Raw genomic sequence first — 15,563 nt, forward strand, 5'->3', positions numbered from 1 at the left:
GCTCGTTCCCCCACGGGGGGACGGCGCGCAGCGCCTTGGGGGCAGCATGAGCGCCGCCGCACGCACGCCCTCCTCCCCTGGCATCCTGCTGTTCGCCCACGGCGCGCGCGACCCGAACTGGGCGCTGCCCTTCGAGGCGGTGGCCGCGCGGGTACGCGCGCTGCGGCCTGGCGCGCAAGTTCGGCTGGCATTTCTTGAGCTGATGAGCCCCGGGCTGGCCCAGGCTGGCGAGGAGTTGGTCGCCGCCGGTTGCGTCGAGATCACCGTCGTGCCGCTGTTCCTAGGCGCCGGCGGCCATGTGCGCAAGGATCTCCCAGCGCTGGTGCAAGCCCTGGCCACGGCGCACCCCGGCGTGCAGGTCCGCCTGCGCAGCGCCGTCGGCGAGGACCCGATCGTCATCGAGGCCCTGGCCGCTGCGGCCGCGCAGGATCCGACACCCGCCTTCTTGCCCGCCGCCACGCCATGAACCTGCACCAGTTTCGCTTCGTCCAGGAAGCGGCCCGCCGCAACCTCAACCTGACCGAGACGGCCAAGGCGCTGTTCACCTCGCAGCCCGGCGTCAGCAAGGCGATCCTGGAACTCGAGGAGGAACTCGGCGTCGACATCTTCGTGCGCCACGGCAAGCGCCTCAAGCGCATCACCGAGCCCGGGCTCGAGGTGCTCAAGGCGATCGAGGTGATCCTGCGCGAGGTCGCCAACCTCAAGCGCATCGGCGAGGAGTTCAGCCAGCAGGACACGGGAACCCTCTCCATCGCCACCACCCACACCCAGGCCCGCTATGTGCTGCCACAGCCGGTGGTGGCGCTGCGTGCGCGCTTTCCGAAAGTCGCGGTCAGCCTGCACCAAGGCACGCCCGAGCAGGTCGCGCAGATGGTGCTCGACGGCCAGGCCGACGTCGGCCTGGCAACCGAATCGCTGGCCGCCTTCGAAGGCCTGGTCACGCTGCCCTGCTACGAGTGGCAGCACATGGTGGTGCTGCCGGCTGCGCACGCGCTGGCCGGCGTCGAGCGCCTCGGCCTCGACGCGCTGGCGCGCGAACCGATCGTCACCTATCACGCCTCGTTCACCGGCCGCACCCGCATCGACCAGGCCTTCGCCGTCAAGGGACTCACGCCGAACGTGGTGCTGGAGGCGATCGACTCCGACGTCATCAAGACCTACGTCAAGCTCGGCCTCGGCATCGGCATCGTGGCCGAGATGGCGGTACGCGACGACCCCGCCTTCGCGCCTGGCGGCGAGCTCGTCGCGCGGCCCGCGGCGCAGCTCTTCGGCCACAACGTGGCTCGCCTGGCCTTCAAGCGCGGCGCCTATCTGCGTCATTTCGTCTACGCCTTCGCCGAACTCCTTAGCGACCGGCTCGATCGCGGCCTGATCGAGCGCGTGATGGCGGGTCACGGCGAGCACTTCGATCTTTGAGGCCAGCCGGCCGGGCGATCATCGGACGCACTCTCGGAGGACACGGCGTTGGACCTCAAGGACATCGGAACGCTCGTCACGGCCCTCGGCGTGCTGCTCGGCGCCGTGATCGGCGTGCTCAAGTACCTGTCGTTCCGCGACAAGCAGCTCGCGGCCCAGACGGCGTTCCGCACGGTGGTCGATTCGCTGTCCTCGTCGGTTGAAGGCCAGCGCCTGGGTGGCGCGATCCTGCTGCGGCGATTCTTCGATCCGAAAACCGAACTCGGCGAAGGCAGGATGCCGTATGCCCGCGAGGCCGTCGACGTGATCGTCGCGCTGCTGCGCGAAACCGAGCCCGGAAACTTCCAGAAGCTGCTCGCCGACGGGCTGCTCTACGCCCCGTCTCTCGAAGGCGCGGACCTGCAGCGCACCAACCTGCAGAACGCGTACCTGGGTCGCAAGGACGGCGGCAAGGCGCCGAAGCTGAGTCGCGCCGACTTCTACCGTGCGGACCTCTCCGCGGCTTCGCTGAAGGGCGCGGATGCGTCGCGCGCCGTCTTCTACCAGGCACGCCTGCACAACACGATCTTCAGGGGGGCCGACCTGCGCGAGGCCATGTTCTTCGGGGCGGACCTGCTCGGTGCCGAGTTCAAGGGCGCCCGGCTGACGGGCGCCAACTTCGATCACGCGCGCAACGTCCCGCCGCAGATTGCAGAGCTCGTCGACAAGACGGGGGTCTACAACGGGCCAGAGGTCTTCGAGGCGTCGACCCAATCGCGCGCGGCAGATCGTCCGCAGATCTTCCTGAGCAAGCCAGGAACGCTGAGCGTGCTGCAGCAGGAGTTCGTGCGCCAGGTGACGACCTTCCTCGACGCTGAGCAGATCGATGTGGCGACCGTCGACCGCAGCGACTATCCGAATGTCGGCGCCGTCTCGGAAGTCCGGCGCGTGCTGAGCGGTTGCTCGGGCGCGCTGGTGCTCGGCTTTCGGCAGCTCGAAGTGAGCAAGGGCGTCTGGCGCGCCGGCACCGAGGAAGCGCGGGAGGTGGAGCACGTGGCCCTGCCGACGACCTGGAACCACGTGGAAGCCGGCATGGCCGCGATGGCGGGACTGCCGACGCTGTTCCTGGTCGAGCGCGGCGTGATCGACGGCGTCTTCGCGCTGGGCGACGTCGGCCACGTGATCACCGATGTGGACCTGGCCCGGCCAAACCACCCCGAGATCCGCAGACGCGTCGCGGCATGGTGCAACTCGGTGCGCGAAGCAGGCCCGGCGTCGACCCGGCACCAGCCTCCAGGGCCCCCTCCCGATCCCAACCCGTTGCAGCAAGCTCGTTCATGACCGCCACCAAGCCTCGCCTCACCAGCCGCCTGCCGGCCGTCGGCACCACGATCTTCAGCACCATGAGCGCGCTGGCGCAGCAGCATGGTGCGGTCAACCTCGGCCAGGGCTTCCCCGACTTCGACTGCGACCCGCGCCTGGTCGACCTGGTCACGGCCGCGATGGCGGCCGGCCACAACCAGTACCCGCCGATGCCCGGCGTTGCGGCGCTGCGCGAGGCGGTCGCCGCCAAGATCGAGCGTCTCTACGGCCACCGCTACGACCCCGATCGCGAGATCACCATCACCGCCGGTGCCACGCAGGCCATCCTGAGCTCGATCCTGGCCCTGGTGCATCCGGGCGACGAGGTGATCGTGCTCGAGCCCTGCTACGACAGCTATGGCCCGGCCATCGCGCTGGCCGGCGGCATCATGGTGCCGGTGGCGCTGACGCCGGGCAGCTTCAGTCCGGACTTCGCGGCGATCGCCTCGGCGCTGACGCCGCGCACCCGCGCGATCATCGTCAACACCCCGCACAACCCGAGCGGCGCGACCTGGAGCGCGGAGCAGATACGCGCGCTCGAGGCGCTGCTGGCCCCGACCGACGTGATCCTGATCGCCGACGAGGTCTACGAGCACATGGTCTTCGACGGCGCGGCGCACCAGAGCGCCTCCCGCTTCGCGAGCCTGGCCGCGCGCAGCGTCGTGATCTCGAGCTTCGGCAAGACCTTCCACGTCACCGGCTGGAAGGTCGGAACCGTCGCGGCACCGGCCGAGCTGACGGCCGAGTTCCGCAAGGTGCACCAGTTCAATGTGTTTACCGTGAACACGCCGATGCAGCACGCGCTGGCGGCCTACCTGAGCGACCCGGCGCCCTACGAGACGCTGCCCGACTTCTACGCCGCCAAGCGCGATCACTTTCGCGCCGGGCTGGCCCGGAGGACGCCCTTCGAACTGCTGCCGGCCAGCGGCACCTACTTCCAGTGTGTTCGCTACGGCGGCCTGCCCGAGCCGATGGCCTCGATGCGCGAGCAGGACTTCTGCCGCTGGCTCACGACCGAGATCGGCGTGGCCGCCATTCCGCTGTCGGCCTTCTATGCCGAGGGATTCGAGCAACAGCTGGTGCGCTTCTGCTTTGCCAAACGCGAGGCCACGCTCGACAGCGCACTGGAACGGCTGGCCACGCTGGGCGACCGGCGCTCCTAGTCCCGCGGCAGCGCGGCGGGACTAGCGCGTCCGCCCGGCCTCGGAAGGCTGGTCGTCGTCGCCGAGCTCTTCGATCGTCGTGCTGCGAAACGCCACCGGCGCGGCAGCCGCTTCGACCGCGCTCGGCAGCGGCAGGTCCAGCGGCAGGTCGACATGAAGTGCCTGCTGCGCGCCCGGCTGCGCCGGGACGGCCGCCGTCGCCGTCAGCCGTTCGACGACCGGCTCCCTCCATTCGAGGCTGATCGGTTCGAGCTCATCGCCGATCGGCAGCAACAGGTCGACACCACTGCGGGTGTCGATCGGCTCGCCTTCGGCCAGCTCGCGTGCCACCGAGTACAGCAGCATCAGTTCGCGGTACGCCGGCAGCTCGAAGCTCTCGCTCGCCTGAGGTTCACCCTCGGGTCGCGCCAGCGTGAGCTGCAACACTTCGAGCGCACGCGACGGGGTCGGCCACAGCGCCTGCAACCGGCCGATCACCGACGGATAGTCCTCCAGCGCGCGGCCGTCGTTGAGATCGAGTTCCCAGTCCGGCGCATAGGCGCTGAAGCGCATGTTGAAGCGCTCGCGCACGCGCTCGTACTCACGCCGGTTGCCGCGCTTGCGATAGAGCTCGAGCAGCTTCAGGTACGGCAGCGGGCTCGTTCCCGAAGTACTGCGCAGGTGCCCCATCAGCAGGTCGATCGCGGCCTCTTCCTGGCCAAGCACGATGAAGAACTCGGCCTGCTGCTCGAGATCGATCAGCTCTTCGGCCGAGACCGCTCGCCGGGCCGGCTCGCTGCTCTGGAGAGTGGCCACCGGCGGCGACGACCGCGGCAGCACCTGGGTGGTCTCGGCGTCGAACTCGCCAGCCCGGGTTGCCGCTGAACGCACGGCGGGAGCCTCGGCGGCCTCGAGTGCCGCCGTCGGCAACGAAGCCGGCGCGAAGGCGATCGCCTCGGCGGTGTCGACCTCGGTGCTGCGCTCGCGCTCCCGCGTCGCGTCGCCGAGCCAGGCGGCCGCGGCGCGGTCCTGGATGCGCAGCCGCCACAGCCAGACAAGGCCGAGCAGCAGCATGCCGATCAGGAACAGCAACATGAACACCAGCGGGTTCGAGAAACGCGCGGCCTCGGCCGACTGCACCTGCGCCTGCAGACCACGCATGGTCTGCTGGGTTTGCGCGGTCTCGGCACGCAGCCGTTGCAGGGAGGCCTCGAGCTGCTCGACCCGGGTCCGGTCCTTCCGGGCCTGCTCGGCGGCGCTGGCCGCTTCTGCGACCTGGCGCGCCTCGGCCTCCGCACTGGCAGCAGCCTCGGCGGCCAGGCTCGACTCACGCTCCTGGCGCGGCGCCGGACGCGCGCTGCGATCGAGCGGCGTCAACTGCAGCCGCGGGCCCGAGGGAGCCGCTGCGGCAGTGCGCGACCCGGGCCGCGCGCCGGCCGCGGCAGGTGCCGCAGGCACGCCCCCCGTGGCTGCCAGCGTGCCTCGATCGTCGCTGGCCGCTGCACGCCGCGCCCGACGCACAGCGGGCTGCGCTGGCGCCACCGCCGCGGGCGCCACCGCACGCGCCGCCTCGTTCGGCCCGGTGGCGCGCGACGCAACGCCGGCGGTCGCGCCGACCGGCGGGGTGAACAAGGGCGGATCGGCAAACAGCGTGAAGCGACGCGCAACCTTGGACTGGCACCCGAGCGCCAACTCGACCGTCACGTAGGGTTCGTCGATGCGCGTATTGGTGAGCACGCGCAGCACCCGCTCGCTGGCACCCGGCAGCGCCGGCTCGAGCGCGAGGCTGACGACGCCCGGCTGCTGCCGGTTGTCGCCGAAGTGGATGTCGGCGCTGATGCACTCGGTGCTGAGCGTCTCGCTGTCGTCGAGGCGAATCGGGATCGACAGGTCGAGCGGCTGGCCCAGCGTCGCCTGGCTCGGCAACTGGCCTAGACCGAGTGCATGAACATGACCAACGGCAATACAGGCCAACGCCGCCAACAGGGGCTTCAGTCGATGGTGCGGTGCTGCTGCGCGTTGACCGGGCGGGCGATTCATGCGTCTTGTTGGTCCAAGCTCAAATGACTCTAGCATGAAGGCAGTGCGCGGCCGGCCCGGATCCGGGCACCGCGCGACGTGCTGTAGAGCGTCCGCCACGGGCCCGACGCGGTGCGCGTGACGCATGACACAATTCTTCGCGACAGCCCCCCGCCCGCGGGGTCAACGCGGCCTCAACAACACCCGAAGCCATGAGTTCCGAATTGCGAACCGAGCGCCGCGAGCACTGCCTCGTGCTCACGATCAGCGACCCCGGGGCACGCAACGCGCTGTCGCCGCAGATCTCGGCGGCCGCGGTCGAGGCGCTCGGCGTGGCCGAGGGCGACCCCGAGATCCGCAGCGTCGTGCTGACCGGCGATGGCGCGCACTTCAGCGCCGGCGGCAATCTGCAGCGGCTCACGCGCAATCGCGAACTCGGGCCCGATACGCAGCGCCGCAGCATCGATGCCCTGCACCAGTTCGTCGAGGCACTGCGTGCCTTCCCAAAGCCGGTGATCGCCGCCGTCGAAGGTGCTGCCGCCGGCGCCGGCTTCTCGCTGGTGCTGGCCTGCGATCTGGCCGTCGCCGCCGAGGATGCGCGCTTCTCGATGGCCTACGGTCGCGTCGGCCTCTCGCCCGATGGCGGCGGCAGCTGGCAACTGGCGCGCGCCCTGCCGCGCCCGCTGGTGATGCAGAGCATCCTGTTCGGCGAGACGCTGACGGCGCAGCAATTGCTGGCCTTCGGTCTTGTCAATGAGGTGACAGCGCCGGGCCAGGCTCTCGCGCATGCTCTGGCCAGTGCAGCCCGGATCGCGCAATGCGCACCGAACGCGGTGGCGAGCGCCAAGGAACTGGTCAATCGCGCGCGTGACGGCGGACTCACCGATCACCTTGCCCTCGAGCGCAGCCACTTCGTCGAGAACCTGTTCCATGCCAACGCCGGCGAAGGCCTGCGTGCCTTCTTCGACAAGCGCGCCCCGAATTTCCGCTGAATGACCCGCTACCAAGCCCCCACCCGCCGCCGGCTCTACCTGATGCGGCATGGCTCGGTCGACTACTTCCGCGCTGACGGCAGCCCGGTGCCACCCGACACCGTGCCGCTCAACGCCGAGGGCGAGCAACAGGCCGACGCCGCCGGCGCCCTGTTTGCCGACAGCGGCGTTCGCTTCGACCGCGTGCTCGTCAGCGGCCTGCCGCGCACGGTCCAGACCGCGCAGCGGGTGCTGGCCGCGGCCGGCCAGCAACTGGTGCTCGATACCGAACCCGAGTTGCAGGAGATCCGCGGCGGGCGGCTGGCCGACATCGCGCCGGAACAGGTCGCGCAAGCCTTTCTCGGTGCCTTCGGCGGCGCCGGCGCGGGCGCCGAACACGAGCGCTTTCTCGGCGGCGAGTCGGTGGCCGAACTGCTCGACCGGGCCTTGCCAGCCTTCGAGCGCTGGCGCGCGCGGGCCGACTGGCAATGCGCGCTGGTGGTGCTGCACGGCGGCGTCAACCGCGCGCTGCTGTCCAACCTGCTGGCCGGCGGCCGTGCCTTCTTCGGCGCGCTCGAGCAGCAGCCGGCCTGCATCAACGTGATCGATCTCGGCGACGACCACGCGGTCGTGCGCGCGATCAACCTGGCGCCGACCCAGTGGCTGCAGGCACGCGAGCAGCGCACCACGATGGAGAAGCTGCTCGCGCTCTACCAGCGTGGCATCGCGCCGCTCTGAGCGCCGTGGTCCCCGACGCTTGCCGCCTGGCGGCAGCGCTTCCCCCGTGGGAGCGCAGGCCGGCGGCCGGCCTCAGCTGCGGTAGCTCGGATCGATCCGATCCAGCCGCCGCAGCAGACCCGGCCAGGTCAACTCGCCCGGACCCATGCCGCGCGTGACCGTGCGTGCCTGCGAGGCGGCACCTTCGATGATGCGCGGGTCGACCCGGGTCAGTTCGCCGCCGGCCTGGGCCCGCACCTGGATCGCGCAGCAGGCCTCGAAGAAGTACATCGCGACCCAGGCATCGGCCACGCTGCGACCCACCGTGAGCAGCCCGTGGTTGCGCAGCATCAGGTAGGTCTTGTCGCCGAGGTCGGCCACCAGCCGCGGCTTCTCGTCGTCGCGCAGCGCCACGCCCTCGTAGTCGTGATAGCCCAGGCTCGACAGCACGAAGATCGACTGCTGCGAGATCGGCAGCAGCCCGCCCTTCTGCGCCGAGACCGCGACGCCGTTGAGCGTGTGGGTGTGCAGCACGCACTGCGCGTCGTCGCGCGCCGCGTGCACCGCGCTGTGGATCGTGAAGCCGGCCGGGTTGACCGGGAACGGCGAATCGTCGAGCTTGTTGCCATGCAGGTCGATCTTGACCAGCGAGGACGCGGTGATCTCGTCGAAGGTCAGCCCGTAGGGGTTGATCAGGAAGTGATGGTCGCTGCCCGGCACGCGCGCCGTGATGTGGGTGAAGACCAGGTCGTCCCACTTGAACAGCGCCACCAGCCGGTAGGCCGCGGCGAGGTCGACGCGAGTGCGCCACTCCTCGGCGCTGACCTCGGACTGGCGCGAGGGAATGAGCAGATCGGGTGCGTTCATCGCGATGTCTCCTGGTTCACGGCGCCCACGCTTGAGCCCACGGACCGGCTCGGGCGCGAGGTGGACAATAGGCTTCGAACAATAACGCCGTTGTCGCCCCAGAGACATCATGCCGAACCCCGCACTGACCATCGAAGAACAGCACCACGTCGACACCGGTCCCTGGTTCAGCAAGCTGTCGCCGGGCCTGCGCGGCGCGATCCTGGCACGTGCCGTCGTGCGCCGCCTGCCCGACGGGGCCTCGCTGGCCTCGCGCGGAACGATCGCCGAGGACTGGTGCGGCGTGGCCAAGGGCGCGGTGCGCATCAGCTCGGTATCGCTGTCCGGCAAGCAGATCGCGCTCACCTACTGCGAACCCGGCGTCTGGTTCGGCGACATCGCGCTCTTCGACGGCCTGCCGCGCACCCACGATGCCGATGCGCATGGCGAGACCACGCTGCTGACGGTGCGCAAGGCCGACTTCAAGCACCTGCTGTCGCAGCACACCGAGCTCTACGAGGCGCTGCTGCGCCTGAACTGTCGCCGCCTGCGGCTGATGTTCGATGTCATCGAGGACCTCAACACCAAGCCGCTGGCCTCGCGCCTGGCCAAGCAGATCCTGCTGCTGGCGCGCAGCTACGGCATCGCGCAGGGCGAGGAGATCCGCATCGGCCTGCAACTGGCGCAGGAAGACATGGCGCAGCTGCTGGGCGCGTCGCGCCAGCGCGTGAACCAGGAACTCAAGGGCTTCGAGCGCGACGGCGCGGTGCGCGTGGAGCCGACCCGGCTGGTCGTGCTCTCGCGCGAGAAGCTGATGGCGATCGCCGAACGATAGGTCCCGCCGCGCGGCGGGCAGCAACCAGAGCAACGGAGACAGCAAGCAGATGGATGCCTTTACCGGAACCCGCCCCGTGGCCGACGGACACCGTTTCGACACCGAAGCGCTGGCGGTCTACCTGCAACAGCACCTCGCCGGCTTTGCCGGCCCGCTGACCGTCGAGCAGTTCAAGGGCGGGCAGTCGAACCCGACCTACAAGCTCGTCACGCCGGACCGCGCCTACGTGATGCGTGCCAAGCCCGGCCCGGCGGCCAAGCTGCTGCAGAGCGCGCACGCGATCGACCGCGAGTACCGGGTGATGGACGGCCTGGCCGGCAGCGATGTGCCGGTGCCGAAAATGCACCTACTGTGCGAGGACGAATCGATCATCGGCCGCGCCTTCTACGTGATGGGCTTCGTCGAGGGCCGCGTGCTGTGGAACCAGGCGCTGCCTGACTTCAGCAACGCGCAGCGGGCCGAGATCTACGACGAGATGAACCGCGTGATCGCGGCGCTGCACAGCACCGACTTCCGTTCCCGCGGCCTGGCCGACTACGGCAAACCGGGCAACTACTTCGAGCGCCAGATCGGGCGCTGGAGCAAGCAGTACCTGGCCTCGACGGCGACCGAGCCGGGCGCCGAGCCAGCGCCGATCGAGGCGATGCAGCGCCTGATGGAGTGGCTGCCAGCCAACATCCCGGCCAGCGCGCGCGACGAGTCGCAGGTCAGCATCGTCCACGGTGACTACCGGCTCGACAACCTGGTGTTCCACCCCACCGAGCCGCGCGTGCTGGCGGTGCTCGACTGGGAGCTCAGCACCCTCGGCCATCCCCTGGCCGACTTCAGCTACCACTGCATGAGCTGGCACATCCCGCCCGGATCGTTCCGCGGCATCGGCGGGCTCGACGTGGCCGCGCTCGGCATACCGAGCGAGGCCGACTACATCCGTCGCTATTGCACGCGCACCGGCCGCGACCAGGCCAGCGTTGACGCTTTGGTGACGGACTGGAACTTCTACATGGCCTACAACCTGTTCCGTATCGCCGGCATCCTGCAGGGCATTGCCCGGCGGGTCGTCGACGGTACGGCATCGAGCGCGCAGGCCAAGGCGGCCGGCGCCGGCGCCCGGCCGCTGGCCGAGCTGGGCTGGGCCTTCGCCCAGCGCGGTCGCTGACGCAAGCACACAGGCACGAGGAGCCACGCCATGGATTTCGACTACTCGCCCCGGACCCAGGAACTGCAGGCCAAGCTGCTGCGTTTCATGGACCAGCATATCTACCCGGCCGAGGCCGAGTACTTCGCCGAGATCGAGGCCAACACCAAGGCCGGCAAGCGCTGGACGCCGCTGCAACTGATCGAGCGCCTCAAGCCCGAGGCCCGCGAGCAGGGGCTGTGGAACCTGTTCCTGCCGCCCACCGCGGGTGGCGCCAAGGCGGCCCACAGCGGGCGCGACTTCGGCCTGTCCAACGGCGACTACGCGCCGCTGGCCGAGATCATGGGCAGGGTGCCCTGGTCGAGCGAGGTCTTCAACTGCTCGGCACCCGACACCGGCAACATGGAGACCATCGAGCGCTACGGCTCGCCCGACATCAAGGCGCGCTGGCTCGAGCCGCTGCTGCGCGGCGAGATCCGCAGCGCCTTCGCGATGACCGAGCCGGCGGTGGCCTCGAGCGACGCGACCAACATCGAGGCGCGCATCGAACGCGATGGCGACCACTACGTCATCAATGGCCGCAAGTGGTGGACCAGCGGTGCCGGCGACCCGCGCTGCGCGCTCTACATCTTCATGGGCAAGACCGACCCCGAGGCGGCACGCCACAGCCAGCAGTCGATGATCGTGGTGCCGGCCGATGTGCCCGGCATCACCATCCTGCGCCCTCTGACGGTGTTCGGCTACGACGACGCGCCGCACGGACACATGGAGGTCGACTTCAAGAACGTGCGGGTGCCGGTCGACAACATCCTGCTCGGCGAGGGCCGCGGCTTCGAGATCGCGCAGGGTCGCCTTGGCCCCGGCCGGATCCACCACTGCATGCGGTTGATCGGGCTGTCCGAGCGTGGGCTCGAACTGATGTGCAAGCGTGCCTCTTCGCGGGTGGCCTTCGGTCGTCCGGTGGCCGACCAGGGCGTCACCCGCGAGCGCATCGCCGAGGCCCGCTGCCGCATCGACATGGCGCGTCTGCTCACGCTGAAGGCGGCCTGGATGATGGACATGTCCGGCAACAAGAGCGCCCAGGCCGAGATCGCGATGATCAAGGTCGTGGCACCGACGATGGCCTGCCAGGTGATCGACTGGGCGATGCAGGTGCACGGTGGCGGCGGCATGTGCGACGACTTCCCGCTTGCCTACTACTACACGTTGGCGCGCACGCTGCGCTTTGCCGACGGTCCCGACGAGGTGCATCGCAACGCGATCGCCAAGCTGGAACTCGGCAAGCACGCGCGACGCTAGGTTCCGCGGCCCCGACACGAAGGCCGCCGGCATGCTGGCGGCCTTTGTCTTTGCGGCGCAGGCCTAGCGGGAGTCCTCGTCGTCGGCCGCGTCGAGCGGGTACTGGCTCTGCCAGGCGGTCGACATGGTCGCCGGCCAGCCATGTTGCGCGCCGTGCTCGTCGACCACCGTGACCGCGCGCCGGGCGGCGGTGTCGAACAGCGCCAGCACGCCGTCGAGCATCGCCTCCTGCGGTCGCAGCGCTTCCATGCGCAGGTAGGCACGACCGCGCAGCGTCATCAGCACGAAGGGATCCTCGGCGCCGAGCCACTGAGTAGAGGCGACCTCGAGCCGTTGCGCGAGTTCGCCCTCGAGCCAGGCGTTGAGCGGCTCGGGCATGCTGGCAATCGCATGGAAGCGGTTGCGCAGTCCCTTGAGCGCCGGCACCGGCACCTTGTCGAACATCGACAGCCAGCGCATTTCCTCGGGCATGCCGGAATCGAGCCGGGTCTGCATGCCGTCGGTGAACATGGCGTAGGCCGCCTGCTCGAGTTCCTCGGCCAAGGTGCGGGTCGTGACCAGCATCTGCAGCGCGGGCGGCAGTCCGAGCTCCATGCGCAGGCGCAGTTCGCGGTCGAGGATGTAGCTGCGCTGTGGCGCACCCCATTCGAGGCGCCACGGGTTGCCTTCGATGCGGCCCTCGACGACGAGGCCGTCGCCTTCTCGTACGTGCTTCAGTGCATGGCCGCGCGCCTGGGCCCAGGCCACCAGGCCGTCACCTTGCGGAGCCTCGGGACGGGCCCCGAAAAGTCGCTTGATCGAGGAAAGCATGAGACCGGGAGAATCGACTAGAGTGCCATCGCGCTGCCAAGGGCCGCGCAGTCCATATCGTTGCTAGGAGCCGCGCGATGATCGAAGTGTATTCCTGGGCCACGCCCAACGGCCACAAGGTACACATCATGCTCGAGGAGTGTGGCGTGCCGTATCGCGCGATCCCGGTCGATATCGGCAGTGGTGACCAGTTCAAGCACGAGTTCCTGGCGATCAGCCCGAACAACAAGATTCCGGCGATCGTCGACCCCGACGGGCCGGACGGCAGGCCGATCAGTCTCTTCGAGTCGGGCGCGATCCTGCTCTACCTCGCCGGCAAGACCGGGCGCTTCCTGCCCCAAGGCACGCGCGAGAAGTACGAGGTGCTGCAGTGGCTGATGTTCCAGATGGGCGGCGTCGGCCCGATGCTGGGCCAGGCGCACCATTTCCGCATCTACGCGCCGCAGAAGATCGACTATGCGATCGAGCGCTACACCAACGAGGCACGCCGGCTCTACGGCGTGATGGACAAGCGGCTGGCCAACAGCCGCTACCTCGGCGGCAGCGAGTACTCGATCGCCGACATCGCGGTCTATCCGTGGCTGCGCTCGTGGAAGAACCAGGGCATTTCCTGGAACGACTTCCCGCACCTCAAGGGCTGGTTCGACGAGATCGGCAAGCGCCCGGCGGTGATGCGCGGGGTCGAGGTGCTGGCCGATCGCCGCAAGCCGATCACCGGCGACAAGGAGCGCGAGATCCTCTTCGGCAGCGAGCAGTACAAGCGCCACTGAGCCCATGCGTCGGCGCCCGCGCTTCGATCTCGCGGCGCTCGCCGTCTCGCTGTCGCTCTGGGGCCAGCCGGCGTCGGCCGCCGAGGCGACCCCTGCTGCCGCACCTGAGCCACGACCCAAGATCGGCCTCGTGCTCTCCGGCGGTGGCGCACGGGGCGGCGCCCACATCGGCGTGCTCGAGGTGCTCGAGGAACTGCGGGTCCCGGTCGACATCATCGTCGGCACCAGCGCCGGCTCGATCGTCGGTGCCGCCTACGCCAGCGGCATGTCGCTGCAGGAACTCGAGAAGCAGATGAGCGGCCTGTCGACCGCGACGCTGTTCCGCGACGTCGACCGCACCGCGGTGCCGCTGCGACGCAAGGTCGACGATTACGGCAACTTCATCGGCCCCGAGGTCGGCGTCTCGCTCGACGGGCTGGCCCTGCCCAAGGGCGCGGTGTCGGGCGTCTCGCTCGAGGCCGTGCTGCGGCGGCTGACGCGGCTGCAACGCAGTTCCAACTTCGACCAGTTGCCGATCCGCTTTCGCGCGATCGCGACCGACCTGGCCAGCTCCGAGATGGTGGTGATCGACCATGGCAACCTGGCGCAGGCGGTGCGTGCCAGCATGGCGGTGCCGGCGGCGGTCACGCCGGTCGTGATCGAGGGGCGGTTGCTGGTCGACGGCGGGCTGGTACGCAACCTGCCGGTCGATGTGGCGCGCGCGATGGGCGCCGACATCGTGATCGCGATCAACATCGGCACGCCGCTGCTCAAGCGCGAGGAGATCTCGTCACTGGTCTCGGTCTCGGACCAGATGCTGCGCATCATGACCAACGCCAACGTCGAGCGCTCGCTCAAGGAGCTCAAGCCCGACGACGTGCTGATCACGCCGACGCTGGACCACATCTCCTCGGCCGACTTCGACGAACTCGGCGAGGCCAGCGCCCAGGGCGCGGCCGCGGCGCGCGCGCTGGCGCCGCGGCTGGCGGCGCTCTCGCTGGCGCCGGCCGAGTACGCGGCGCTGCAGCAGCAGCGCGTGCTGCGCGCCGCGGGCAACGCAGAGACGCTCGACGACGTTCGCGTCGTCGGCACCCGGCGCGTCAACCCGGAGGTCATCCAGGCCGCGATCGACACCCGCGCCGGCACCGAGTTCGACGCCGCGGTCGCCGACGCCGATCTCAAGCGCATCTACGGCCGCGGCGACTTCGAGGCCGTCAACTACACGATCGTCGACGAGCCCGGCACCGGCAAGGTCTTCACGGTCGAGGTCGAGGAAAAGGCCTGGGGTCCCAACTACCTGCGCTTCGGGCTCGGGCTGTCGTCCGACTTCGAGGGCAACAACTTCTTCCGCCTGCAGGCCTCGCATCGCTGGACCTGGCTCAACGCGCTCGGCGCCGAGTGGCGCAACGACATCCAGATCGGCCAGACCGACCTGCTGCGCAGCGAGTGGTACCAGCCGCTGACGCCGCGCCAGCGGCTGTTCGTCGCCCCGCGCCTGGAGCTGTGGCGCGACCCGCTCGATGTCTACGACGAGGATGGGTTGCGCCTGGCCCGCTTCCGGCGCGAGGTCTACGGTGGCGGCATCGACCTCGGCGTGCCGCTGGGTACCAGCGCCGAGTTGCGCGCCGGCCTGCTCCGCGGCCGCGTGCGAATGCTGACCGATACCAGCCTGGTTCCGGGCTCGGTCCTGATCCCCGACGCCGAGCTCGGCGGCGTGCTGGCCCGGCTGCGCTTCGACACCCTCGACAACGCGAACTTTCCACGCTCGGGAATGGCCGGCGAGATCAGGCTCTACCGTTCGGAGCCGGGCCTGGGGGCCAGCGACACCTATACCAAGGCCAACCTGCTGTTCAACGCCGCGCTCGCCCGCGGGCCGCATTCGCTGCAACTCGGCCTGCGCGCCGGTGGCAGTGTCGATGGCAGGGACCTGCCCGACTACGAGACCCACTCGCTCGGTGGCTTCCTGCAGCTCTCCGGCTACAAGACCGGCCAGCTGGTCGGCACCGAGCTGCGCTTCGCCCGCCTGGTCTACAACTACCGCCTCAGCGGCCCGGCCCTGCTCGACGGCGGCTACGTCGGCGCCTCGGCCGAGGTCGGCAAGATCGGCGACTCCAGGCTGACGCTGAGCGGCAACCCGCAGCGCCAGGGCTATTCGCTCTATGTGGCCTACGACACGCCGCTGGGTCCGGTCTACCTGGCCTACGGCCGCAGCGGCAGCGGCGATAGCGCGCTCTACTTCTACCTCGGCCAGCCGTAGCGGGATCGCGGCACGACGCCCCGCGC

Annotated in this window: 14 protein-coding genes; 11 read left to right on the forward strand and 3 right to left on the reverse strand. The window is 69.6% G+C overall.

Features of this window, described 5'->3' with window-relative positions:
* Positions 1-46 precede the first annotated feature (46 nt).
* The 4 genes from EV670_RS17105 to EV670_RS17120 are packed head-to-tail and all read left to right on the forward strand — an operon-like array spanning position 47 to position 3,920.
* Positions 47-466 (forward strand): sirohydrochlorin chelatase, encoded by a 420-nt coding sequence (locus tag EV670_RS17105; protein ID WP_130434387.1) that lies wholly within the window; start codon positions 47-49, stop codon positions 464-466.
* Positions 463-1,416 carry a CysB family HTH-type transcriptional regulator gene (locus EV670_RS17110; protein WP_130434389.1) on the forward strand — a complete coding sequence of 318 codons (954 nt, stop codon included), beginning with the start codon at positions 463-465 and terminating at the stop codon, positions 1,414-1,416. Before EV670_RS17105 ends, EV670_RS17110 begins: the two co-directional genes overlap by 4 nt.
* A gap of 48 nt (positions 1,417-1,464) precedes the next feature.
* Entirely contained in the window at positions 1,465-2,736 is a 1,272-nt protein-coding gene (locus tag EV670_RS17115; RefSeq protein ID WP_130434391.1) for a pentapeptide repeat-containing protein, read from the forward strand.
* Entirely contained in the window at positions 2,733-3,920 is a 1,188-nt protein-coding gene (locus tag EV670_RS17120; protein ID WP_130434393.1) for a pyridoxal phosphate-dependent aminotransferase, read from the forward strand. Before EV670_RS17115 ends, EV670_RS17120 begins: the two co-directional genes overlap by 4 nt.
* Before the next feature lie 21 nt (positions 3,921-3,941).
* Here the strand turns inward: EV670_RS17120 and EV670_RS17125 are convergent, their stop codons facing one another.
* A complete protein-coding gene (locus EV670_RS17125) occupies positions 3,942-5,939 on the reverse strand; it encodes a type IV pilus assembly protein FimV (RefSeq protein ID WP_130434395.1) in 1,998 nt (665 codons plus the stop codon).
* A 191-nt stretch (positions 5,940-6,130) separates the two neighbouring features.
* On the opposite strand from EV670_RS17125, the gene EV670_RS17130 reads away from it, so the two are divergent.
* Together EV670_RS17130 and EV670_RS17135 are read left to right on the forward strand one after the other, a co-directional pair.
* Positions 6,131-6,910, forward strand: coding sequence for an oxepin-CoA hydrolase, alternative type (locus tag EV670_RS17130; RefSeq protein ID WP_130434397.1), 780 nt, complete (start codon positions 6,131-6,133; stop codon positions 6,908-6,910).
* Positions 6,911-7,627 carry a histidine phosphatase family protein gene (locus EV670_RS17135; protein WP_130434399.1) on the forward strand — a complete coding sequence of 239 codons (717 nt, stop codon included), beginning with the start codon at positions 6,911-6,913 and terminating at the stop codon, positions 7,625-7,627.
* A gap of 72 nt (positions 7,628-7,699) precedes the next feature.
* Here EV670_RS17135 and EV670_RS17140 read toward each other — a convergent pair whose 3' ends face one another.
* Complete coding sequence (locus EV670_RS17140; protein WP_130434401.1) at positions 7,700-8,473, reverse strand: class II aldolase/adducin family protein; 774 nt, start codon at positions 8,471-8,473, stop codon at positions 7,700-7,702.
* A gap of 109 nt (positions 8,474-8,582) precedes the next feature.
* On the opposite strand from EV670_RS17140, the gene EV670_RS17145 reads away from it, so the two are divergent.
* Genes EV670_RS17145 through EV670_RS17155 form a run of 3 tightly spaced genes read left to right on the forward strand, consistent with a single transcriptional unit; the run spans position 8,583 to position 11,721 of the window.
* The gene (locus tag EV670_RS17145; RefSeq protein WP_130434403.1) at positions 8,583-9,287 is read left to right on the forward strand and encodes a Crp/Fnr family transcriptional regulator; all 705 of its coding nucleotides are present in this window, start codon (positions 8,583-8,585) and stop codon (positions 9,285-9,287) included.
* 49 nt (positions 9,288-9,336) lie between these two features.
* On the forward strand, positions 9,337-10,443 hold the full coding sequence (locus tag EV670_RS17150; protein ID WP_130434405.1) for a phosphotransferase: 1,107 nt from the start codon (positions 9,337-9,339) through the stop codon (positions 10,441-10,443).
* 30 nt (positions 10,444-10,473) lie between these two features.
* The gene (locus tag EV670_RS17155) at positions 10,474-11,721 is read left to right on the forward strand and encodes an acyl-CoA dehydrogenase family protein (protein ID WP_130434407.1); all 1,248 of its coding nucleotides are present in this window, start codon (positions 10,474-10,476) and stop codon (positions 11,719-11,721) included.
* Between the two features lie 63 nt (positions 11,722-11,784).
* On the opposite strand, the gene EV670_RS17160 is transcribed toward EV670_RS17155, so the two are convergent.
* Positions 11,785-12,531 (reverse strand): hypothetical protein, encoded by a 747-nt coding sequence (locus EV670_RS17160; protein ID WP_130434409.1) that lies wholly within the window; start codon positions 12,529-12,531, stop codon positions 11,785-11,787.
* A 77-nt stretch (positions 12,532-12,608) separates the two neighbouring features.
* Between EV670_RS17160 and EV670_RS17165 the strand changes: the two genes are divergently transcribed.
* A complete protein-coding gene (locus tag EV670_RS17165; RefSeq protein WP_130434411.1) occupies positions 12,609-13,301 on the forward strand; it encodes a glutathione binding-like protein in 693 nt (230 codons plus the stop codon).
* A gap of 4 nt (positions 13,302-13,305) precedes the next feature.
* The gene (locus EV670_RS17170) at positions 13,306-15,537 is read left to right on the forward strand and encodes a patatin-like phospholipase family protein (RefSeq protein ID WP_130434413.1); all 2,232 of its coding nucleotides are present in this window, start codon (positions 13,306-13,308) and stop codon (positions 15,535-15,537) included.
* The last annotated feature ends 26 nt before the right edge of the window (positions 15,538-15,563 follow it).

The sequence above is a fragment of the Rivibacter subsaxonicus genome (genome assembly GCF_004217215.1).
GTDB classification, from domain to species: domain Bacteria; phylum Pseudomonadota; class Gammaproteobacteria; order Burkholderiales; family Burkholderiaceae_C; genus Rivibacter; species Rivibacter subsaxonicus.

What these genes read in the sequence shown, in the direction of transcription:
- EV670_RS17105 (WP_130434387.1), top strand. Translation starts at nt 47, where the DNA reads ATGAGCGCCGCCGCACGCACGCCCTCCTCCCCTGGCATCCTGCTGTTC.
- EV670_RS17110 (WP_130434389.1), top strand. Translation starts at nt 463, where the DNA reads ATGAACCTGCACCAGTTTCGCTTCGTCCAGGAAGCGGCCCGCCGCAAC.
- EV670_RS17120 (WP_130434393.1), top strand. Translation starts at nt 2,733, where the DNA reads ATGACCGCCACCAAGCCTCGCCTCACCAGCCGCCTGCCGGCCGTCGGC.
- EV670_RS17125 (WP_130434395.1), bottom strand. Translation starts at nt 5,939, where the DNA reads ATGAATCGCCCGCCCGGTCAACGCGCAGCAGCACCGCACCATCGACTG.
- EV670_RS17130 (WP_130434397.1), top strand. Translation starts at nt 6,131, where the DNA reads ATGAGTTCCGAATTGCGAACCGAGCGCCGCGAGCACTGCCTCGTGCTC.
- EV670_RS17135 (WP_130434399.1), top strand. Translation starts at nt 6,911, where the DNA reads ATGACCCGCTACCAAGCCCCCACCCGCCGCCGGCTCTACCTGATGCGG.
- EV670_RS17140 (WP_130434401.1), bottom strand. Translation starts at nt 8,473, where the DNA reads ATGAACGCACCCGATCTGCTCATTCCCTCGCGCCAGTCCGAGGTCAGC.
- EV670_RS17145 (WP_130434403.1), top strand. Translation starts at nt 8,583, where the DNA reads ATGCCGAACCCCGCACTGACCATCGAAGAACAGCACCACGTCGACACC.
- EV670_RS17150 (WP_130434405.1), top strand. Translation starts at nt 9,337, where the DNA reads ATGGATGCCTTTACCGGAACCCGCCCCGTGGCCGACGGACACCGTTTC.
- EV670_RS17155 (WP_130434407.1), top strand. Translation starts at nt 10,474, where the DNA reads ATGGATTTCGACTACTCGCCCCGGACCCAGGAACTGCAGGCCAAGCTG.
- EV670_RS17160 (WP_130434409.1), bottom strand. Translation starts at nt 12,531, where the DNA reads ATGCTTTCCTCGATCAAGCGACTTTTCGGGGCCCGTCCCGAGGCTCCG.
- EV670_RS17165 (WP_130434411.1), top strand. Translation starts at nt 12,609, where the DNA reads ATGATCGAAGTGTATTCCTGGGCCACGCCCAACGGCCACAAGGTACAC.
- EV670_RS17170 (WP_130434413.1), top strand. Translation starts at nt 13,306, where the DNA reads ATGCGTCGGCGCCCGCGCTTCGATCTCGCGGCGCTCGCCGTCTCGCTG.